We start from the raw sequence: 19497 nt of genomic DNA, 5'->3' as shown, positions 1-19497 counted from the left end.
GGGTTAACTGGTACCGTTTATAATTTTGTATCTTTAACCCCCGTTGGTACCGCAGCTAAATTATGAATTCTGCTGTGTTGAGCGGCTCTTTTTATTGTAAACATTGATAACAGCGCATGAGTAAAATTATAGCATTGGCCAATCAAAAAGGCGGGGTAGGCAAAACAACTTCGTCTATCAATCTTGCAGCAAGCTTAGCCGTGCTGGAGTATAAAACTTTATTGGTTGATGCAGACCCGCAAGCCAACTCAACATCGGGTATTGGCTTTGACCCGCGGACGGTTAAAAACAGCATATATGAGTGTATCATTAACCAGATAGACCCGCGCGAAGCCATTCAAAAAACACAAACGCCTAATCTGGACCTGTTGCCTGCCCATATAGACCTTGTAGGTGCAGAGATAGAGATGATCAATCTTGATCAGCGCGAATACCGCATGAAAGAGGTATTAGGTCGTGTTGCGGACGATTACGATTTCATAATCATAGACTGCTCGCCATCACTGGGTTTGATCACCATCAACGCTTTAACTGCAGCTAACTCTGTAATTATACCGGTACAGTGCGAATATTTCGCGTTAGAGGGATTGGGCAAATTGCTAAACACCATTAAAATAGTTCAAAACAGGTTAAACCCTAACCTGGATATTGAAGGCATTTTATTGACCATGTATGATGTTCGCCTCCGCCTGTCTAACCAGGTTGTTGAAGAGGTACGCACGCATTTCGAAAACCTGGTTTTTGATACCATCATTCAGCGTAACACCCGCTTAAGCGAAGCACCAAGTTTTGGTGTGTCAGTAATTATGCACGACGCTAATTGCAAAGGGGCAATAAATTATTTGAACCTGGCGCGCGAGATCATTAAAAAGAACGGCATCAAGAAAAAAGACGCGGTACTAACTTCAGAAACCGTTTAAGTAAAGCATGAGTGCAGATAAGAAAAGAGCTTTAGGAAAAGGATTAAGTGCCTTACTGGATGATACCGATGTTGTACAGGTAAAACAGCAGCACAACGGCAGCTTTGAAAATAACTACAGTGGTGCAGGGTCTATCAACGAGATCAATCTTAACGAGATAGAAGTAAACCCGTATCAGCCCCGTACAGAGTTTGATCACATCGCCCTGCAAGAACTGGCAGACTCTATAAAACTACAAGGCCTTATACAACCTATCACCGTCCGCAGGGTAAGCAGTCATCACTATCAGCTTATATCAGGCGAGCGCCGTTTACGTGCTTCTAAATTAGCGGGATTAAAACATATCCCGGCATACGTACGCTCTGCCAACGATCAGCAAATGCTGGAGATGGCTTTGATAGAAAACATCCAGCGAGAAAACCTGAATGCCATAGAAGTAGCTCTAAGCTTTCAGCGGATGCTAGACGAGTGTAACCTGAAACAAGAAGAATTGGGTGATCGTGTAAGCAAAAACCGGTCTACGGTTACTAATTACTTGCGCTTATTGAAACTGCCGCCTGCCATTCAGGCCTCTATCCGCGATGGCGAGATCAGCATGGGGCATGCCAAGGCACTGATCACCATTGCAGACCCGGTTAAACAAATTTACATACACAGGCAGATAGTAGATAACGGCTTATCGGTACGGCGTGCCGAAGAGCTGGCGCGCGATGTGCAAAAAATTCCAGCTGCTAAGGCTAAGTCTAAATCAGACGGCGCGTTGTCTTTTCAGATGCAAAAGATACAAGATGATCTGGCATCGAAGTTTAGCACACGCGTTCAATTAAAGATCAATGAAAAAGGTACGGGTGCTATTGAGATCCCATTCTTATCTTCAGATGATTTGAACCGCATTCTTGAAATGCTCGATTGGTAACATGCGTTTCTGGCTATCCCTCATAACCACAACGCTGTTTAGCATCAACGCGTTTGCTCAAAGGCCTGATTCAGCCGCCACCCGTAGCCGCACAGATAGCCTAACGCGCGTTAAGGATTCCATAAGTTCAAAACCGTTTAAGCCAAAAGCCAAAACCAATAAGATTTACACTCCGGATAGTTTGCATGACCCGCACAAGGCAGTAATGCGTTCGCTCATATTACCCGGATGGGGGCAGGTCTACAACCACCGCATCTGGAAGGTGCCCATCATTTATGGCGGTTTTGGTGCTCTGGGTTTAGCCATTCAATACAATCTGCATTATTATAACCTGTATATCAAAGAAGCCAAGCTGCGCCGCGATACAGGTAAACCCTCGGCAGAATTAGCGCAATATTCCGGCGGATATCAGCAGTTTTTTGACGCTGCCGCCTCTAACCAGCGTAATTTTCAACTATCAATACTTGGTGTCGTTGGTGTGTGGGGCATTAACTGTATAGATGCCTATATAGATGCTAAGTTCAGGCATTCCTATACTGTTGACAACAACCTTAGTTTTAATGTAGTGCCGACAGTTATCACTCCGCCACTTTATGCGGCCAACCTTACCGGTTCAGTTCCGGGTGTAAAACTTACCTTTACCTTGAAATAATTTATACCAGAATGAAGATCGCATTATCAGGCTATGGCAAAATGGGCAAGATCATCGAAAAAATCGCCCTTGACCGTAAGCACGAGATCGTTTTGATCATAGACCAGCATAACCGGGCCGAAATTATCGATGAAGACCTGCAGCAGGCTGACGTGGTTATAGAGTTTAGCACACCTGAGTCAGCGCTGGAAAATATTCGCCAATGTATAAAGGCAGTTGTGCCTGTTGTAATAGGCACAACCGGCTGGTATGACCATATTGACGAGATTAAGCAGGAGGTGGCTGATAGCGATGGCGCATTGTTGTATGCGTCAAACTTTAGCGTTGGTGTAAATGTGTTCTTCCATGTAAACAAAGTATTGGCTAAGCTGATGAATAATTACCCGTACTATGAAGTGCAGGTAGAAGAGATACATCATACGCAAAAACTGGATGCGCCGAGTGGTACCGCTATTACCATTGCAGAAGGTATCATCAATGGCCTGGATGCCAAACAGGAGTGGAAAAATGTGCTGACTGATGGCACGACCGTTGTTGATGATACTGTGAAAAATAACCAGTTGCTTATAGAATCGCTGCGTATAGAAAATGTACCCGGCACCCATACTGTAATGTATGACTCTGAGGTGGATAGCATTGAATTTAAGCACACAGCCCACAACCGAAACGGTTTCGCCTTGGGAGCGGTGCTTGCTGCCGAGTGGTTACACGGGAAAACCGGTTTCTACACCGTACAAGACATGTTTAACTTTGGCGCGTAATAATTAACTTGCCCGCCACAACCCCTTTAAAATGAATTGGAAATTCTGGAATAAAAGAAAACCAAAAGACCCTGCTAAGAAGAAAAAAAGCGCTGCCCGCGAATGGACAGACGCTATCATATTTGCCGTTGTAGCCGCAACGCTTATCCGCACATTGTTTATTGAAGCTTACACCATCCCTACGCCCTCTATGGAGAGCTCATTGCTGGTTGGAGATTTCTTGTTTGTAAGCAAAGTAAATTACGGTGCGCGTACGCCTATGACGCCTATCGCTTTTCCTTTTGCGCATCATACCATGCCAATTTTGGGCACAAAAGCTTACTGGGATGGTATTAAGTTGCCATACTATCGCCTGCCTGGATTGAGCGAAGTAAAAAAAGGCGATGTGGTAGTGTTTAATTATCCGATGGATGCCGACACGCCTCTGTCGCGGCCTGTTGATAAGCGCGAAAATTACATCAAACGCTGTCAGGGTACTCCCGGCGATACGCTAAGTTTGGTTGACGACCAGGTTTTTGTAAACGGAAAAGCCGCGCCAACGGCGCCGAAAGGGGAGATGGGTTACCATGTTGTTACAGATGGTTCTGAAATAAACCCGCAGCTGATAGATGACCTGCACATACAGGATGTACAATTGGTAAGCAACACAGAATTTGTAGCGAACATGACTGCCGAAGCTGCTAAAACGTTAAGCGGAATAACAACCATTAAAAGCGTAAAGCCTGATGTTATGGCTAAAGGCATTTATGACCCGTCCATCTATCCGCATGATCCGCATTATCATTGGAACGTTGACAACTACGGACCGATCATTATCCCGAAAAAAGGTTGGAGTGTAAAGTTAGACAGTTTGACGTTCCCTATATATCGCCGCGCCATAGAGATTTATGAGGGCAATAAAGTTGAAGTTAGAGGTGCTGATATTTTTATAAACGGAACTAAAGCGGATAGATACACCTTTAAAATGAACTATTACTGGATGATGGGTGACAATCGTCATAATTCTGCCGATTCGCGGTTTTGGGGTTTTGTGCCGGAAGACCACATAGTTGGCAAAGCGCTTTTCATTTGGATGAGCTGGGACGACAAAGCCAACTTCTTTAACGGGATACGCTGGAGCAGGATATTCAGAGGGATACACTAAGCTGGTTTTTGCCAGGCTTCAGATCTTATAAAATCGCCGTAGAATGTTTTACAGGCGATTTTTTTGTATCCGTATTTTTCAAACACAGGTTGCATATCAGTGGTACGCTTGTTATTCACTGCGCCGAATAATTTAAAAAATAGAAGCATGGATTTAAGTAGTACCACCTGCCACCATTTGCCTGTAAGCTGAAAATCTGTATTGAGCCACAAGGCGTTTTCAGAAGTCATACTGTCTATATGTCTAAATATCTTTTCTGCGTATTCACCATCAAAGTTGTCAAATAAAAAAGGAGTGATGGCCACGTCAATATTGGCCAGCGCCATATCTTCTACAGGTTGGTTATAAAAGACGACTGAACTTTTTCCGGCACTTCGTTTAATGGATTTTGACAGCATTTTCTCGGACACTTCGGCGTAAAAAATTGTCAGCCCGGCCGGATGCACTTTTGCAACTTCTTCTAAAATCTTACCTGTGCCGCCACCGACAATCAATACACGTGAGTGAGGCGGAATCAGATTTAGAAATTCTTTTTGTGCCTTTATGATATTCTTTCCATACACCAACGTAGCGAGCGTATCATAAAACCAAACGGTATTATCGTAATTGGCGGTCATCAGGCAAATCTGGAAATACCGTCGAAAATTATCAGCAATACATATTGCAGGATCAAAACACCATCCATATAAAAGAAATAATACAACTCATTCTTGTCCCATTTAGAGCGGAAGATGAGCCAGCCGGTTAGTATAGCTACTAAGGCTAAGGCGAGAAAGTCCATATTAAAACCATTGTTCCTAAACAGGAAAAGCAATACCAGATATCCGCCTAAAAGAAGCTGGCATAAGTTATACGCATTTTTTTCGCCTAACGTGACAGGTATTGTTTTTAGACTGGCCGCCTTGTCGTCATCCATATCGCGGATATCATAGGGTATGGTCAAAGCCGCGATAAACAAGAAGCGTTTTGCAAATAAGATGGCTATATCACGAAGATTAATGGTGGTTAAATGCTGATCGGCAGCTTCTAAGACCGGAACCAAAACACCGCTCATACTCCAAACCAAAGTGATTAGAAAAGGCTTTAAACCGGGGATTTGCCTGAGCCCAAACTTTTTGTCGCCAATCTTGAATAAAGGCAAACCGTAACCGATAGATAGCACTGTCATGAACATCAGCAGCAGCTTTGAGCCCAGCGATACCAGAAAGAACAGGGGAAATAAAGACGCGAACGCAATAACAGTAAGCACCAGGTTTAACTTGTAATGCGTGTAAAACCACCTTACCCGGTAATGTTTAGACGACGTCGGATTTTTAGGCCGCGTAATTAAAGTGCTGAAGTTATATACCCCAAGCGTGGCCATAAAAAGGATGATCAATGGCGGGTAAATTGGCGCAGAGCCGATGAGGTGAAAAGTAACCAATCCCTGCGCGACAGCGCATAAAGACATGAAAATGTTGCCGAAGAAAATGAAGTCTGTGAGCTGCTTAAGGATTTTTTTTCATCTAAATGAACCATCGCACAATAATACCAAATCATGCCGTCATGCCGAACTTGTTTCGGCATCTCACACGCAATTTGGTTATGCATATCTTTTCTTTGGGATGCCGATTCGGGCTCTGTATGACGTGATATATTAAAAGTCTGGTTCTAGTGAAGATCTCAACTCAAATATCGTCACTTCGGGCAAAATACCTACACGGCCGGGATAGCCTAAAAAGCCGTATCCAACGTTAACGTAAAGTTGTTGGGCGCCTTTTTTATACAATCCCGCCCACTCTTCGTAAACGTATTCTATTGGGCTCCATTGAATTTCTTTAGTGCGTACGCCAAACTGCATGCCGTGCGTGTGGCCGGCAAATGTTACATCTATGTTGCCGTATTTCGGCCGTATCTCTGCGTCCCAATGCGATGGATCGTGCGATAGGAGGAGCTTTACCGGCAGGTCGGCTGTATCTTTGGTTGTCAGGTCCATTCGCCCATATTTAGGGAAGCGGCTCAACGTGCCCCAGTTCTCACAGCCCAAAATACCTATCTCTTCACCACCTACTTTGATCCGGCGGTTCTCATTTTGCAATAAGTTCCAACCCATGTTTTTGTGAGTTTGTATCAGGTCGGCATGATTTTTCTCCTTGGCGCCCGGCAACCAGCGGTAAGAGTAGTCGCCATAATCATGGTTGCCTAAACTCGAAAATACACCTAAAGGGGCTTTAACTTTAGAGAATATATCCTGGTAACCGTACATCTCATATGCTCGGTCATTAACCAAATCACCAGTGAAAAATATCAGATCAGGTTTCTCGCGCATTAACAGTTCCACGCCCACTGCAACAGCTTTATGGTCAGAAAAACTACCGGCATGGATATCTGATAACTGCCCTAAAGTTAACCCGTCGAATTGTTTAGGCAGGTTGGGCAGGTATAGCACTTGTTTACGTAAGCGGTAGTCATAAACGCCCTTAAGTGTGCCATAAGCCAGGGTAGCAATTGGCAAAGAACCTGCCAGTAACCCGGCTTTAACCAAAAACTCCGACCTCGGGATCGCCGTAAACGTTGGCGAAGATTTCTCCGCAATCTCAACGGCTGCTTTCGTCCGTGTTCTCCATACAAATAGCCGGCGAATATCGTCACCAAATAAAAATGGTAGAAACAGCACCTTCCCAGCAAACGTAAGGAAGAATGCCATCAGAATGGCAGCCCTTATCCCCACGGATAACTTTACAAAAATGCTAAGAAACAAACCCGCGATCAGGAAAAAAGAAAAACACCAAAAGAAAAAGCCAAACGCCTTTACGGAGCCTTTTCTTAATCGCAAGCCTTTGATTATTCCGCTGTAGATATAATAGTCAAGTACTAAAAGTACAATGGCAATAAGGATAAACAGCGGAATATGGTCGGTCATTTTATCTAGTAGCGGTCTTCGTTCAGGTCGTCATCATCATCGTCGCCCTGCAAGTTAAACAAGCTATCAAACATATCCGAGAAGGCAAAGCCTTTATCTAAAAATCCTTTGCTAAGTTGTGAGAATTCTGCCAGGCCATGCAACACAAACTCCATCAACAATAACTGCTGATTTTCTGACAACCGTGGGTGAAACTGCTTAACCAGATCACCTAAACCTTTAACGGAATTTAACAGATTTTTATACTCTATTAAAGATAGGTCATCTATCAGGGCTACTGTATTGCCCTCGCTAAACCAGTTGATGATCTCTTCATATGGATTGCCTTTCTTGGTTTTCTTAGCCTTCTCAGGGTCAGGGAAAAACTGCAGCAGTAGTGAACGGACAGATTTTCCAACCAAGATGTTAGCCACTTTTGCCGGGCCTTCCAATTCACCTTCGTAAACCAGTTCAATTTTTCCTGTAATGGCCGGGATAACGCCCAAAAAGTCTGAAATACGCACGAATGTGCTTTTCTCGCCATTGATCAGCATCCTGCGTTCTGCATTGCTTATAAGGTTTTCATAAGCTGATATTGTCAAACGTGCCGACACGCCTGATTTTTTGTCGATATATTCCGAGTCGCGCGCCTCGAAGGCGATCTGTTCTATCAAGTCTTTTACCAAACCATCGGCTTCGATGTTTGCTACCTGCGAAGGTGTTAGCTTTGCTTCCTGCTGCGTAATGCGTCGCGAAATATCAAGCGAACGCGGGTAGTGGGTTAATATCTGGCTCTCGATACGGTCTTTGAGCGGCGTTACTATGGAGCCACGGTTGGTGTAGTCTTCCGGATTTGCTGTAAATACAAATTGGATATCCAGCGGCAAACGCAGTTTAAACCCGCGTATCTGGATGTCTTTCTCTTGCAGTATATTGAACAAAGAAACCTGTATACGTGCCTGTAAGTCGGGCAACTCGTTAATTACAAATATACCCCGATGCGCACGCGGAATCAACCCGAAGTGGATCACACGTTCATCAGCGTAAGTCAATTTCAGGGTCGCCGCTTTTATGGGGTCAACATCACCGATAAGGTCGGCCACAGTAACATCAGGCGTAGCCAATTTTTCTGTATAACGCTCAGAGCGGTGCACCCAGGCTACAGCGGTATCATCGCCGTTTTGTTCAATAATATTACGCCCAAACCAGGATATGGGGTCCAACGGATCATCATATAGTTCGGAACCTTCTATGTAGGGAATGTACTCGTCCAGCAGGTTGACCAGCAATCTTGCTATACGAGTTTTAGCTTGCCCGCGCAAACCTAGAAGTAAAGTGTTATGGCGGGATAAGATAGCGGTTTGTAAGTCGGGAATAACGGTATCCTCATAACCAATAATTCCCTCAAAGCCGCCTTCCTTTTTTTGCAGCTGGATGATTAAGTTTTCTCTTAATTCTTCTTTAACAGACCTGCTTTTGTAATTAGATTTTTTTAGCTGGCCGAGTGTTTTTATACTATTATGGTCGTATGTCATTTAACCCCTCCCAACCCTCCCCTAAAGGGGCGGGCTTTGGTTTTTAATTTATGATTAGTGTGTAAATTTCTCCTCCCCTTCAGGGGAGGTTGGGTGGGGTACTACCTCACCGTTCTTCTTCTGTTCTTTATATAGTCTTCAAAAATGTATTCGCCTAACCCGTTAAGCGAACTGTAGAACGCCTTTCCGCCGTTAGTCTCCGTAAACTTGCGCACAAACTGCTGCAGGTATGGGTCCTTAGCTATCATAAACGTGGTGATAGGTATTTTAAGCCGCTTGCACTGCGCAGCCATGTTCAGTGTTTTGTTGACCACCTTACGGTCAAGGCCTATGCTGTTTTTATAATACCGGGTGCCTTCTTTTAAGCAAGTTGGCTTACCATCGGTGATCATAAATATCTGTTTATTGTGGGTCTTACGGCGGCGCAGCAGGTCTGTCGCCAGCTCTAAGCCAGCATAAGTATTTGTGTGGTACGGGCCAACCTGTAAATAGGGCAGGTCTTTGAGTGTTATCGGCCACGCATCGTTGCCAAAAACCACAATGTCTAAAGTGTCTTTTGGGTATTTGGTACGGATCAGTTCTGCCAATGCCATCGCCACCTTTTTAGCAGGGGTTATACGGTCTTCGCCATAAAGGATCATGGAGTGCGAAATATCTATCATCAGCACGGTAGAAGTAAGGGTCTTATAATCCATTTCCTCTACTTCCAAATCGCGTTCGGTCATTATAAAATCGCCGATGCCGTGGTTCACCTGCGCGTTGTGGATAGATTGTGTAACGTCTATCTGGTCCAGGCTATCACCAAACTCAAACTCGCGGCGTTCAGCATTTTTTTCGTCACCCTGGCCTGATTGCGGCGTACGGTGATTACCCTTGCCCGACTTCTTGAGCTTGCCAAAGATCTCTTCAAGGGATGATTGCCTTATGCTTTGCTCTGTTTTAGCCGTGATAGCAAATCCACCGTTATCGTTATCATCGGTCAGGTAGCGTTTTTGCTTTAACTCGTCGATAAAATCACCCATACCATACTCGTCGTTGGTAATGTTGTATTGCTTGTCCAGTTCGTTTAACCACGATAGGGCTTCGCCGGCATCACCAGACGTATAGTTCAGTAATTCTAAAAATAGTTTAAGCAGTTCGTCAAACCCGCCTTTGGGAATTTCGCGGGGTATAAATTTCGAGAACCCAAATCCTCGCATAGTATTGCCTTTCTGAAAGTAAATTAACGGAGAAATATCCGTAAAGTTTATGCGGTAAGCATAGTGAAGAACTTTTGTTAGCTGAATATGACAAAGGCAATTCCTTTAATTCTAAGGAGTAGAGTTAAAGTCTTTATAAAAATTTATGGTAGGTAGATTTATTTGTGCTGATAAGTGCCCTGAATTTCGAGGGCGTTACTCTAGTTTCACTCGGGTCCTCTCCCGATATACATCGGGATGCGGGCTTTTGCTTCAATCGCTAACGCAAGAACCATCAAGGTTAAATATTAAACCAGGTCTTTTGGATAAACCGGCGTCGCGCCACGCTGCCCGGCTACAAAAGCACCCACTTTGCAAGCGCGGTCTAACACTTCGTTAGGGTCATTATTGCTAAGCAGGCCTACGACTAAAGTTGCGAGGAAGGAATCGCCGGCACCTACGGTATCTACAACATTAGCGGGGTAACCGGCATGCTCGTAAAATTCGTCGTTGTGGAATAACAGCGCGCCCTTATCGCCGCGTGTTACGCAAACTGTTTTGGGGTGATAGGCCTTTTGAAATTCAATGATCTTGCTTTTTAAATCACCGCGGCCACGGATCAACAATTCGGCCTCATCATCATTCATCTTGATGAAGCTCGACTTCGCTGCAAGCGTTTGAATAGTGTCCAGGTTGTAGTGCGGAGCACGAAGGTTTACGTCAAAAACACGCATTTTACTGGTGTCGTCTAAAAGACCAACTAACGTTTCGCGCGTACGTTTGCCACGGCAAGCCAGACTACCAAATATGATCGCGGAAGCATTTGCCGCTGCCTTTTTTAATTCTGATGTTGCACGGATATTGTCCCAGGAAACCGGTTCGGGAATAATGTAGGTGGCATGCTGGTTAGCATCTAATTGTACGGTAACCTCGCAGGTCGGCAACTCGTCGCGCTGAATTAACGGCGAGTCTAAATCGCTTTTTTCAAGAAAGGCAAAAAGCTCATCACCCGACGCGTCTTTACCCAGGCTGCTGGCAAACTGCACATCTGCGCCTTGCTGTTTTAAATGCCAGGCCACATTCATTGGGGCACCGCCCGCTTTTTTACCATCGCCAAAGGCGTCCCACAACACTTCGCCAAAACACAATACCTTTTGGTTCATCCTACAGTTTAATTAGCTTTAAAAAGTGGTGCAATATTAATGCTATTTTTAAAGCTATGAAGAAATTTATTTTGGCAGCGGCGTTGCTAGTTAGCAGTTTTACTATTCGCGCGCAGGACAAACAGCAAATCTTAAACGTGTTGCATCGCCAGCAAATCAGCTGGAATAAGGGCGACATTGACGGATTTATGCAAAGCTATTGGAAGTCGGACTCGCTGCTATTTGTCGGTAAAAACGGGCCGGATTATGGCTGGCAAACAACGCTGGATCATTACAAAAAAAGTTATCCGGACAAAGCCGCCATGGGTACGCTGGATTTTAATATCCTTAAAGTGAACATACTTGACCCAACCAACGCGTTCGTTTTAGGCGCCTGGAAAGTAACGCGTACCAAAGACAGCATCGGGGGGTATTTCACTTTATGGTTTCGTAAATTAAAAAATGGCTGGAAGATAGTAGCCGACCATACCAGTTGATTAGATAGATTTCACAGATTTATATGCGTGATTACACAGATGGCTGGGTAACAGTGGATTGATTTGGCGGATTATAATTTAGATAACAAGCCACATCCGTTATGTGACGACAGTGAACTACGGGGAAAATAATCCTATCGATGGGGAAGTAATGGGGCAAGGTTAAGGTCAGTACAGGTTTCGAAATTGCGTTTTAAGCGAAATAACGGCACATGGCATTATGTTTGCCCTAACGCTTATCCGGCAAAAATTAGAAACCGTTACTATGATCTACTATCCGAAAGAATACAGTAAGTGGAAAATAGATTTTTCAAAAACTGCGCTATCGCAAGGTCCTAACTTTATGATATTTTATGTACTGTCTATGATATTGCTTATGGCAGCATCATTGGGCGTTACAATGGCGCTTGGCGCATCATAATCAGCACAGTACAAAAGTATATAATCCCTTTCTGCTAATTGCGGTAAAGGGATTTTTTTATTCACATTGCAAGGTAAAAGATATCCACATTTTTAAACTGCCGTTCTATATTGAGGTATCTTAGCATAATAAGATCCCCTAAATATTTAAGAGATGGCTACAGAAGTTAAATGCCCCAGTTGTGGTTATGGATTCCCTATAGAAGAGGTAATGGCCGAAGAATATAAGCAAAAGCTTCGGTCTGATATGCAGGCATTTAAACAGCAAAAAGAGAGCGAGTTTAAACGTAAGGAAGAAGAGTTTGCCGCCAGGCAGCAGCAGCAACAACAGGCCTTTGATCAGCGTTTGGTTGACGAAAAAAAGCAGTTGCAGCAAGCCCTTGAAGAAAATCTGCGCAAAACCATCAGTGCCGACTTTGAAAACCGTGTGCAACTATTAAATAATTCTGTAAAAGAGTCTGAAGAGAAATTAAAGGCCAGCCGGCAAAAAGAACTGGAGTTTATGCAGCGCGAAGCATCCCTCAAACAAAAGGAAGAGGAGATGGCGCTGGAGGTTGAGCGTAAATTGTTGGCACAGCGCCAGGACATTACAGAGCAGATACGTAAACAAGAGGCCGATAAGAACGCCCTTAAGGATAACGCGCATCAATTACGGGTTAAAGAACTTGAGATGCAGTTGGAACAGCAGAAAAAACTCGCCGACGAGATGAAGCGCAAAGCGGAACAAGGTTCCATGCAATTGCAAGGCGAAGCACAGGAATTAGTGCTTGAAGAATTGCTGCGTACACATTTCCCATTCGATCTGATAGGCGAAGTAGGAAAGGGCGTGCGCGGAGCCGACTGTACGCAAACAGTACGCAACCAGTTTGGGCAGGAGTGCGGTACCATTATATACGAGAGCAAGCGTACCAATGCCTTTGGCGGCGACTGGATAGAGAAGCTTAAAAAAGATATGCGCAGCACGGGTGCACACATCGCTGTCATTGTAACCCAATGCTACCCTAAGGACATGGACTGCTTTGGCGAGAAAGAGGGGGTATGGATCTGCTCTTTTGACGAGGTAAAGCCGGTGGCTTACATTTTACGCGACTTTCTAGTGAAAATGGCTGCCGAGGCGCGCAAGCATGACAATAAGGGTGACAAAATGCATCTGCTTTATGATTTCCTCACCAGCAGCGAGTTTTCTGAACAATGGAAAGCCATACGCGAAGGCTTTATGAGTATGCGCATGTCTATCCTTAAAGAGCGCGAAGCCATGGAAAAACTTTGGAAAAGCCGTGAGAAACAATTAGAAAAAGTTTTGCTGAGCGCGGCACATATCAAAGGCTCCATTGAAGGCATTGCCGGTAACGATAGCATTCAGCTTAGCCTAACCGACGATGATGATATGATGTTGATAGATTAAGGGATAAAATTTTTAACCTTTTTGAAATTTTTCCATTGTGCAGAACTCATCCGGCCGAAATAGTCGCTTTCAATCTGAGTGACAAAATTGATATTTTCACCAAATTTTTCTTCTATAAAACGCGACATTTCCTTTGGATTCATACTCGTTTTTACAAATATTGTATTTGGAAAAGAATAAAACCAAGTATCAATTTTACCATTTATTTCGAGAGCTTTAATGACAGCTTCTCTATCATATGTCGTGGATAATAAAATTAGTAATACATTATCCATTTTTATTTTCTCCTATTTCTTTTGTGGGTACCGATAAATCAACCGGATTAAACTCTATAGGTTTTCCTTTTGATGCAATAATGTCTAATTTCTTGTCTTCAATCCTGTAGTGCTCAGATTGTAAAAGTTTTGGATCCATGGCTAATAACACGACATACATCACAATTGCAAAAATAACCACTATTACTATTAAACCAAGGAACACATATTGAATTATCGGATTGGAAAAATAAAACATCCCACCCATGCCAGCAACCATTACAACTCCACATAACCAAATTAGAGGGGCATACGCATTTGTCTTGGAACCTGTTTTCATCAGATTCGCTAATTGTGCCATAATTTGGTCGTAAGACATCTCTGAAGTTTTTAGATTATTGTGAAGTTTTGTTCCGCGTTTGAACTTTAATAATTTTTATAATTTAAAAGTAATTCAAAAGAAAGGTTCTTGCAAGACAAGAACCTTTCTTTTTCAAACAATCAACTTTCATGGAGCGGATCAATACATTCAGTTTAGTTAGTTATAATGTGTCAACCCAACACAATAGTAATTATAAAAAACTAAACTGCAAAATTATACGTGTAAACACCTATCAATTTATTGCTGAGGTGTACCCGCCGGAGTGGCGCTGTTTTGCTGTTGCAACTTTTTCTGTTCTTCCTGCTGCTTGGCACGTTTTTTAAAAAAACCTTTTAAAAAGAAGTTATGCTGTGCTGCTTCCAGGTCGTCGTTAAGTTTTACAGAACCTTCCTGCAGGTTGTTAATGCTGCTTTGTACTTGCGTAGCACTTTTTTTGTCGTTTAGCAAAACCCCCAAAACATTGTCTGTACTGTTTAGCTTCTCGCTTGCTTTATTTAGGTTTTGCGTAAAGGTATTAGCGGCTTTAGTGGTTTGTCTTAGCTGCTCAACCGCTGCTTCGAATTTCTTGAATGTTGCCGTATCGGTAACCAGTTTATTAGCCAGACCATCTTTGCTATTCAGCTTAACGCCGTAAGCTTGCAATTGATGCGCCATAGACGCTGTGCTGTTGCTGGTCTCGTCAAGTTTAGTAACCATATTGCGGAAACGCATAGCCACTGTAGAGTCTGTCATCAATTGGCCAACCATGCCTTTGCCTTCAATAATCTTACGGGTAAGTGCCTTAAAATCAGATGTGATAGCTAATAAGTTAAGGTTATTTTTTTGCAGCGTTTTGGTGATATCGTCTGTCGACATTGTTGGTACAGCATTAAGCCTGTCGCCATCTTCTATAACCGGCGCACTGGGGCTGCCACCTTCTATAACTATGAGTTTGTTTCCAATAAAACCTTCGGCACTAACACGCACACCGGCATTACGGCGGATATACTGCTGCGCGTTTTTATCGATGTTCATGGTTACGTACACCTGCGATACACCCGTAAATTTAATGTCTTTTATGGTGCCGACTTTAACACCTGAGAACCAGACATTATTGCCCTTAGTCAGGCCGTTCACATCATTAAAAACGGCGCTGATATGCAACCCGTTACTAAAAGTTTTACGCTCGTTGCCAAATGTTAGCACACCCACTATAAAAATAGCGATGCCTATTGCGATAAAAACGCCAACCCAAATGGCTTTTTTGTTATCTGCGTTATTCATTTAATCTGTAAAATTATAATCGTAAAATGCTTTAACACGTTCATCATTCGTGTCAAAAACCTCTTCAAAACTACCCTGGCGCTCAAACCGCCCATCAAGCAGCATTACTATACGGTCGCCTGTGGTTTTAGCACAGGTAAGGTCGTGCGTTATAATGATTGAAGATGTATTATATATCTGCTGAACTTCGTTGATCAGCTCGTTGATGTCAAGGCAAGTTATAGGATCCAGGCCGGCTGTAGGCTCGTCATACAGCATGATCTTTGGCTTTAGTACAAGTGTCCGGGCAATACCAATACGCTTGCGCTGTCCACCCGATAATTCTGACGGCATCTGGTTAATGGTTTGCAGCAAGCCTACATTATCCAAAACCTCTTCTACCTGCCGGTTAATCTCTGCACGTGTAAGCTTGGGGCTGTTTCGCACCAATGGGAACTCTATATTTTGGCGCACGGTCATACTATCGTACAAAGCACTACCCTGAAAAGAAAAACCTACATCTACACGTAGGTCGCGCAGTTCTTTACTGTCAATGTTATTAAGGTCTTTACCTAAAACTTTTACGCTGCCGGTATCAGCAGTGAGCAGGCCGGAGATGATTTTGATTAAAACGGATTTACCGGTACCCGATCTACCCAACACTACCAGGTTTTCGCCCTGGAATAGATCTAAATCTACCCCACGTAAAACGTGATTGTCTTCGAACGATTTTTTCAGTCCGCGAATGGCGATAACCGCGTTATTATGGTCTATATGTGATTTCGGTTTTTCCATTATCTATACCAACCGATAATTTGAACCAATAACATCTCTTCGATAAATACCAAAAACATGGCCGTAACCACAGCGCTGTTCGCTGCTTTACCCACGCCTTCTGTACCCCGCGAAGAGTTATATCCTTTATAAGTTCCTACTACGCCAATCGTAAAACCAAAAACCAGTGATTTTATCAATGCTGAAGTGAAATCGATGTACGCCAGAGGTGAAAATGTTTGCTCAATAAAAGTGGCAAAGCTGGTGCCCTCATTTTGATGGACGTTAAGGTAACTGCCAATGATGGCTACGCATCCCGAGAAGGTTGCAAGTATCGGTACCGAAATGGATGTTGCTATGATACGGATGCAAACCAAAAATTTAAAAGGGTTGGTGCCTGACACTTCCATAGCGTCTATCTGCTCGGTAACGCGCATGGATCCGATTTCTGCACCAATGCTGGATCCAACCCGTCCGGCGGTGATCAGCGCGGTTACCAAAGGCGCCAGCGCCCTAAATATGGCGATAGCCGTAAGCGAGGGTATCCATGATTGGGCGCCAAAATTAGCCAGTGATGGCCGCGACTGCTTGGTAAAGATTAGCCCTACAATAAAGCCCGTAAGTGTAATAAGCGCAAGTGACCTTACACCAATTTCATACAATTGGCGTAACAACTCTTTACCTTCATAAGGCGGCGCGAAAGCTTCTTTAAAGAAACGTGCAATGAATTTCGCTACGTTATACAGGTCTACAAAAACGCCCCCAAGTTTTTGAAAGAAGCCGGGCTTCTTCTTTATCGCCTGATCGGCAGGTTTTTCAATAATCTCCATTAATTACTTGGTAGTAGCTCACTAACCGGAATACGTTACAAAGCTAAACCATTTTTGTTTGATTAGCCGCCGATGACTGATAAAGATGGCTAATTTAGAACGCGTTTAACTTTTCTATGACGTAAGATACCTGCTCTTGCGTGTGCCACCTTGAGCATGGGAGGCTAAGTGTAGTACGGTGAATCTCTTCTGCGATAGGGAATTGCTTGTTTGCAAAAATATTTTTGAGTGCCTGTTGCTGATTTGGTGCCACCGGATAGTGTATCTCTGTATCGATGCCATTATCGAAAAGGTATTGCTTTAACTCATTGCGTTTTGGGTGGCGGACGTTAAAGATGTGATATACATCGTTATAGTCGGTATCCGTTACAGGCAGAATATAATCGGACTTTAAATTTTCCAGATACAATGCTGCCAGTTTCTGTTTATGGGCGTTAATCTCATCGAGGTATCTCAACTTGACACTCAGGAATGCCGCCTGTACTTCGTCCAGTCTTGAATTAGCGCCAACGTATTCGTTGTAATACTTTTTCTGCGAGCCGTAATTGCGCAGCATTGCTATTTTTTGGGCAAGGCCGGTATCGTCTGTCAGGACGGCACCGCCATCGCCCAACGCTCCCAGATTTTTAGTGGGGTAAAAACTAAATGCACTAAACTCGCCAAAAGTTCCTGCCTTTTTCCCTTTGTAAGTTGCGCCATGCGCCTGTGCGCAATCTTCAATAAGTACCAGGTTATATTTTCGTTTGATAGCCATAACGGCATCCATGTCGCAGCATTTGCCATATAGATGCACTATCATCAATGCCTTGGTTTTTGGCGTAATGTGCTGCTCAATTAATGCGTGGTCTATATTGTAGGTTTGGATGTCAGGTTCGACCAATACCGGCACTAACCCATTGTTGAGAATAGACAGTATTGTGGCGATGTATGTATTTGATGGTACAATTACTTCGCTACCTGGTTCAAAATCAAAAGCCTTCAGGCTAAGGGTTAGCGCATCAAGTCCGTTAGCGACGCCTATACATTGTTTAGATGTATTCCACGCGGCGAATTCCTGCTCAAACTGCGACAGCATCTTGCCCATAATGTACCAGCCATTCTGCAGGAAATTATCAAACTGGGTTTTAAACTCATCATGAAACGGCTTATTCAGTTCGAAAAGGTTTTCGTAAGCGATCATGATTTTTCCGGGTATGGGTCAAATATATAATCGGTTGGGTCAAATGGAGTAGAGGCAAGCACCAACAGAATAGCATCAGTGCTAAAATTTTTCATGATATGCCAGTCGCGTGGTTCCAGGATAAGGCATTTACCCGGCGAGTCCATTTTAAAGGATGTGAAATTGTCGCCGTCGTGGTTGTCAATGGTGCAGCTTCCTTTTATACATATTGCAGCCTGGTAAGTTTTATGATGGCGGTGACCACCACGTGCAGATGCATCTACATCATAGATATAAAATAGCCTGCGGATGGCAAACGGAACCTGATCATCCAGTACGGTGAGGCGGCCTCTGTCGTCGCTAAAGGTGGCGATATCTAAAAAATAAGCCATACAGATTAGTTAAGACTGTCGAGTGTGTCCATAAACTCGTCGCTCATGTTCTCGTCAAACTTGCGGGCAAAAAGGTCGTTACTGGCTTTTATTTTTGGCAGATCTGCTTCTGTCAAAATTTTTGGGTGGGCGCCGCCCTGGCTCCAGTCTATGTACCGAAAATCATTGTTTACAACACTATCCTTATAGTGTGAATTCATCAGCACGGTCTGGAAGGCAAATTCGTCGCTGCCCCACGTAAACAAAAAGAAACGCGCCAATTCTTTATGCTCGCGGAAGAAATCGACCACATATAACGCGCAATCCATCGTTAGCATCCAGAACATTGATTTGCCATATGGTTTCAGGTTATCGGGCAGTTCGCGTTTGGGTAAAAAGAAGTTAATAATCTTTTCTAACCTGTACCGCCCCCTGAATGTAAAGTTGGCAAAATGATAGTTAGTGATCCGTGGCAAGGCTTCTATCCACTGGTCTTCTATACTGGCATATTCTATAAACTGTTTGCCTTTGTTCTTTTTGAAAAACTCGAGCATATACTTGCCGGATTTGATAGGATAATCCTGCCCGCTGATGAAGTTGATATAATCATACTTAACCTCAGTCGCTGCGATTTCCTGTATACATTTAAAAGTTGCTTTAATAGTATTGAAACCTGCCCAGCGTACATCTTCGCGGTTGTGGATCAGGAACACGTTGGTGTACTTACGGAGATATAAGTAAGGTTCTATGCTTAGCTTTTTATCAACGTGCACGTAGAACGTAAATTCGGGCTGGTTGAGCCGTTTTATAAGCCGCTCTGTTAATTTGGGATTGGTATACGTTAATATAAGATGTGCAACTTTCATTTAGTGATAGGCACTGCAACGTTTGGTTGAGCGCAGGTAGCGTTTACAGTATCTTAAAAGGGGCAACAGCCGAAATTATCATTTTAACGCCGCATTTCAAACTGCTTAAACATGCGGGCTCCTTAAAAGTTTACCAAAAAGCCTTTACATCATTGTAATTTACAGGTT

The 19497-nt window shown here is 43.6% G+C and carries 22 protein-coding genes; 8 read left to right on the top strand and 14 right to left on the bottom strand.

What is annotated here, in order from left to right; genetic code table 11:
* Positions 1-116 precede the first annotated feature (116 nt).
* The 5 genes from GO620_RS08890 to lepB are packed head-to-tail and all read left to right on the top strand — an operon-like array spanning position 117 to position 4393.
* Positions 117-920 (top strand): ParA family protein, encoded by an 804-nt coding sequence (locus GO620_RS08890; protein ID WP_157525865.1) that lies wholly within the window; start codon positions 117-119, stop codon positions 918-920.
* A gap of 7 nt (positions 921-927) precedes the next feature.
* Positions 928-1836, top strand: coding sequence for a ParB/RepB/Spo0J family partition protein (locus GO620_RS08885; protein ID WP_157525863.1), 909 nt, complete (start codon positions 928-930; stop codon positions 1834-1836).
* A 1-nt stretch (position 1837) separates the two neighbouring features.
* Positions 1838-2488, top strand: coding sequence for a DUF5683 domain-containing protein (locus GO620_RS08880; protein ID WP_157525861.1), 651 nt, complete (start codon positions 1838-1840; stop codon positions 2486-2488).
* 11 nt (positions 2489-2499) lie between these two features.
* Positions 2500-3249: a 4-hydroxy-tetrahydrodipicolinate reductase gene (gene dapB / locus GO620_RS08875; RefSeq protein ID WP_157525859.1), complete on the top strand. Its 750-nt coding sequence runs from the start codon at positions 2500-2502 to the stop codon at positions 3247-3249.
* Positions 3250-3280: 31 nt separating this feature from the next.
* On the top strand, positions 3281-4393 hold the full coding sequence (gene lepB, locus GO620_RS08870) for a signal peptidase I (RefSeq protein ID WP_157525857.1): 1113 nt from the start codon (positions 3281-3283) through the stop codon (positions 4391-4393).
* Here the strand turns inward: lepB and GO620_RS08865 are convergent.
* The 6 genes from GO620_RS08865 to GO620_RS08840 all read right to left on the bottom strand — a co-directional run bounded on the left by GO620_RS08865 (position 4390) and on the right by GO620_RS08840 (position 11150).
* Positions 4390-5010, bottom strand: a complete 621-nt coding sequence (locus GO620_RS08865) for a class I SAM-dependent methyltransferase (protein ID WP_157525855.1) — start codon at positions 5008-5010, stop codon at positions 4390-4392. The two genes, lepB and GO620_RS08865, sit on opposite strands and share 4 nt — an antisense overlap.
* Positions 5010-5843 carry a UbiA family prenyltransferase gene (locus GO620_RS08860; protein ID WP_157526270.1) on the bottom strand — a complete coding sequence of 278 codons (834 nt, stop codon included), beginning with the start codon at positions 5841-5843 and terminating at the stop codon, positions 5010-5012. Before GO620_RS08860 ends, GO620_RS08865 begins: the two co-directional genes overlap by 1 nt.
* Positions 5844-6029: 186 nt before the next feature.
* Complete coding sequence (locus tag GO620_RS08855; protein ID WP_198173585.1) at positions 6030-7295, bottom strand: metallophosphoesterase; 1266 nt, start codon at positions 7293-7295, stop codon at positions 6030-6032.
* A gap of 5 nt (positions 7296-7300) precedes the next feature.
* On the bottom strand, positions 7301-8809 hold the full coding sequence (locus GO620_RS08850; RefSeq protein ID WP_157525853.1) for a sigma 54-interacting transcriptional regulator: 1509 nt from the start codon (positions 8807-8809) through the stop codon (positions 7301-7303).
* Positions 8810-8910: 101 nt separating this feature from the next.
* Positions 8911-10008 (bottom strand): vWA domain-containing protein, encoded by a 1098-nt coding sequence (locus tag GO620_RS08845; protein WP_157525851.1) that lies wholly within the window; start codon positions 10006-10008, stop codon positions 8911-8913.
* 287 nt (positions 10009-10295) lie between these two features.
* The gene (locus tag GO620_RS08840) at positions 10296-11150 is read right to left on the bottom strand and encodes a carbohydrate kinase family protein (protein WP_157525849.1); all 855 of its coding nucleotides are present in this window, start codon (positions 11148-11150) and stop codon (positions 10296-10298) included.
* 56 nt (positions 11151-11206) lie between these two features.
* Between GO620_RS08840 and GO620_RS08835 the strand changes: the two genes are divergently transcribed.
* From GO620_RS08835 to GO620_RS08825, 3 genes are all read left to right on the top strand, one after another.
* Positions 11207-11626: a YybH family protein gene (locus GO620_RS08835; protein WP_157525847.1), complete on the top strand. Its 420-nt coding sequence runs from the start codon at positions 11207-11209 to the stop codon at positions 11624-11626.
* Positions 11627-11846: 220 nt separating this feature from the next.
* Positions 11847-12047: a hypothetical protein gene (locus GO620_RS08830; protein ID WP_157525845.1), complete on the top strand. Its 201-nt coding sequence runs from the start codon at positions 11847-11849 to the stop codon at positions 12045-12047.
* 153 nt (positions 12048-12200) lie between these two features.
* On the top strand, positions 12201-13451 hold the full coding sequence (locus GO620_RS08825; protein WP_244139388.1) for a DUF2130 domain-containing protein: 1251 nt from the start codon (positions 12201-12203) through the stop codon (positions 13449-13451).
* On the opposite strand, the gene GO620_RS08820 is transcribed toward GO620_RS08825, so the two are convergent.
* From GO620_RS08820 to GO620_RS08785, 8 genes are all read right to left on the bottom strand, one after another.
* Positions 13448-13726: a hypothetical protein gene (locus GO620_RS08820; protein ID WP_157525843.1), complete on the bottom strand. Its 279-nt coding sequence runs from the start codon at positions 13724-13726 to the stop codon at positions 13448-13450. The two genes, GO620_RS08825 and GO620_RS08820, sit on opposite strands and share 4 nt — an antisense overlap.
* Complete coding sequence (locus GO620_RS08815) at positions 13719-14084, bottom strand: hypothetical protein (RefSeq protein WP_157525841.1); 366 nt, start codon at positions 14082-14084, stop codon at positions 13719-13721. Before GO620_RS08815 ends, GO620_RS08820 begins: the two co-directional genes overlap by 8 nt.
* A gap of 240 nt (positions 14085-14324) precedes the next feature.
* Positions 14325-15350, bottom strand: a complete 1026-nt coding sequence (locus tag GO620_RS08810) for an MlaD family protein (RefSeq protein WP_157525839.1) — start codon at positions 15348-15350, stop codon at positions 14325-14327.
* Positions 15351-16124 carry an ABC transporter ATP-binding protein gene (locus GO620_RS08805; RefSeq protein ID WP_157525837.1) on the bottom strand — a complete coding sequence of 258 codons (774 nt, stop codon included), beginning with the start codon at positions 16122-16124 and terminating at the stop codon, positions 15351-15353.
* Entirely contained in the window at positions 16124-16933 is an 810-nt protein-coding gene (locus tag GO620_RS08800) for an MlaE family ABC transporter permease (protein WP_157525835.1), read from the bottom strand. Before GO620_RS08800 ends, GO620_RS08805 begins: the two co-directional genes overlap by 1 nt.
* A 94-nt stretch (positions 16934-17027) precedes the next feature.
* Positions 17028-18113 carry a DegT/DnrJ/EryC1/StrS family aminotransferase gene (locus tag GO620_RS08795; protein WP_157525833.1) on the bottom strand — a complete coding sequence of 362 codons (1086 nt, stop codon included), beginning with the start codon at positions 18111-18113 and terminating at the stop codon, positions 17028-17030.
* Complete coding sequence (locus GO620_RS08790; protein ID WP_157525831.1) at positions 18110-18484, bottom strand: sugar 3,4-ketoisomerase; 375 nt, start codon at positions 18482-18484, stop codon at positions 18110-18112. Before GO620_RS08790 ends, GO620_RS08795 begins: the two co-directional genes overlap by 4 nt.
* A gap of 5 nt (positions 18485-18489) precedes the next feature.
* Entirely contained in the window at positions 18490-19329 is an 840-nt protein-coding gene (locus GO620_RS08785; protein WP_157525829.1) for a beta-1,6-N-acetylglucosaminyltransferase, read from the bottom strand.
* Positions 19330-19497: the final 168 nt, after the last annotated feature.

This window comes from Mucilaginibacter ginkgonis (assembly GCF_009754905.2).
Lineage (GTDB): Bacteria > Bacteroidota > Bacteroidia > Sphingobacteriales > Sphingobacteriaceae > Mucilaginibacter > Mucilaginibacter ginkgonis.
This window is presented reverse-complemented; position numbering and strand designations above follow the sequence as displayed.

Bases quoted from the DNA above. Each gene is read 5' to 3' on its own strand.
- GO620_RS08785 (WP_157525829.1), bottom strand. From the start codon at position 19,329: ATGAAAGTTGCACATCTTATATTAACGTATACCAATCCCAAATTAACA.
- GO620_RS08835 (WP_157525847.1), top strand. From the start codon at position 11,207: ATGAAGAAATTTATTTTGGCAGCGGCGTTGCTAGTTAGCAGTTTTACT.
- GO620_RS08880 (WP_157525861.1), top strand. From the start codon at position 1,838: ATGCGTTTCTGGCTATCCCTCATAACCACAACGCTGTTTAGCATCAAC.
- GO620_RS08850 (WP_157525853.1), bottom strand. From the start codon at position 8,809: ATGACATACGACCATAATAGTATAAAAACACTCGGCCAGCTAAAAAAA.
- GO620_RS08860 (WP_157526270.1), bottom strand. From the start codon at position 5,843: ATGTCTTTATGCGCTGTCGCGCAGGGATTGGTTACTTTTCACCTCATC.
- GO620_RS08810 (WP_157525839.1), bottom strand. From the start codon at position 15,350: ATGAATAACGCAGATAACAAAAAAGCCATTTGGGTTGGCGTTTTTATC.
- GO620_RS08830 (WP_157525845.1), top strand. From the start codon at position 11,847: ATGTTTGCCCTAACGCTTATCCGGCAAAAATTAGAAACCGTTACTATG.
- GO620_RS08825 (WP_244139388.1), top strand. From the start codon at position 12,201: ATGGCTACAGAAGTTAAATGCCCCAGTTGTGGTTATGGATTCCCTATA.
- lepB (WP_157525857.1), top strand. From the start codon at position 3,281: ATGAATTGGAAATTCTGGAATAAAAGAAAACCAAAAGACCCTGCTAAG.
- GO620_RS08890 (WP_157525865.1), top strand. From the start codon at position 117: ATGAGTAAAATTATAGCATTGGCCAATCAAAAAGGCGGGGTAGGCAAA.
- GO620_RS08815 (WP_157525841.1), bottom strand. From the start codon at position 14,084: ATGTCTTACGACCAAATTATGGCACAATTAGCGAATCTGATGAAAACA.
- GO620_RS08840 (WP_157525849.1), bottom strand. From the start codon at position 11,150: ATGAACCAAAAGGTATTGTGTTTTGGCGAAGTGTTGTGGGACGCCTTT.
- GO620_RS08805 (WP_157525837.1), bottom strand. From the start codon at position 16,124: ATGGAAAAACCGAAATCACATATAGACCATAATAACGCGGTTATCGCC.
- GO620_RS08790 (WP_157525831.1), bottom strand. From the start codon at position 18,484: ATGGCTTATTTTTTAGATATCGCCACCTTTAGCGACGACAGAGGCCGC.
- GO620_RS08885 (WP_157525863.1), top strand. From the start codon at position 928: ATGAGTGCAGATAAGAAAAGAGCTTTAGGAAAAGGATTAAGTGCCTTA.
- GO620_RS08855 (WP_198173585.1), bottom strand. From the start codon at position 7,295: ATGACCGACCATATTCCGCTGTTTATCCTTATTGCCATTGTACTTTTA.
- GO620_RS08800 (WP_157525835.1), bottom strand. From the start codon at position 16,933: ATGGAGATTATTGAAAAACCTGCCGATCAGGCGATAAAGAAGAAGCCC.
- dapB (WP_157525859.1), top strand. From the start codon at position 2,500: ATGAAGATCGCATTATCAGGCTATGGCAAAATGGGCAAGATCATCGAA.
- GO620_RS08820 (WP_157525843.1), bottom strand. From the start codon at position 13,726: ATGGATAATGTATTACTAATTTTATTATCCACGACATATGATAGAGAA.
- GO620_RS08865 (WP_157525855.1), bottom strand. From the start codon at position 5,010: ATGACCGCCAATTACGATAATACCGTTTGGTTTTATGATACGCTCGCT.
- GO620_RS08795 (WP_157525833.1), bottom strand. From the start codon at position 18,113: ATGATCGCTTACGAAAACCTTTTCGAACTGAATAAGCCGTTTCATGAT.
- GO620_RS08845 (WP_157525851.1), bottom strand. From the start codon at position 10,008: ATGCGAGGATTTGGGTTCTCGAAATTTATACCCCGCGAAATTCCCAAA.